The 302-nt window shown below is 47.4% G+C and carries 1 protein-coding gene; it reads left to right on the top strand.

Translation table 11 applies throughout. From position 1 onward, the window contains the following. Nucleotides 1-16: 16 nt before the first annotated feature. The gene (locus tag ACR9ZK_RS21790; protein WP_481344044.1) at nt 17-148 is read left to right on the top strand and encodes an ACT domain-containing protein; all 132 of its coding nucleotides are present in this window, start codon (nt 17-19) and stop codon (nt 146-148) included. Nucleotides 149-302: the final 154 nt, after the last annotated feature.

The raw sequence follows: 302 nt of genomic DNA, 5'->3' as shown, positions 1-302 counted from the left end.
GGTCAATGCGGAAAACATAAATATCGAATTGACCGTTGCCAGTCAGCGGCACGTAGATTTACTGTCTTCACAGTTACGCAAACTTATGGATGTCGCTTGTGTCGAGATCCAGCAACATACATCACAACAAATACGCGCGAATGCGTGAGTAAAGGAACGAGAGAATGACGAAGAAAGCTGATTACATTTGGTTCAACGGCGAGATGGTTCCGTGGGCAGAAGCTAAAGTCCATGTCATGTCACACGCACTGCATTACGGCACTTCCGTTTTCGAAGGCGTGCGTGGCTACGACTCCCATAAA

Source organism: Monashia sp. HAY1-5C (assembly GCF_056755255.1).
This window is presented reverse-complemented; position numbering and strand designations above follow the sequence as displayed.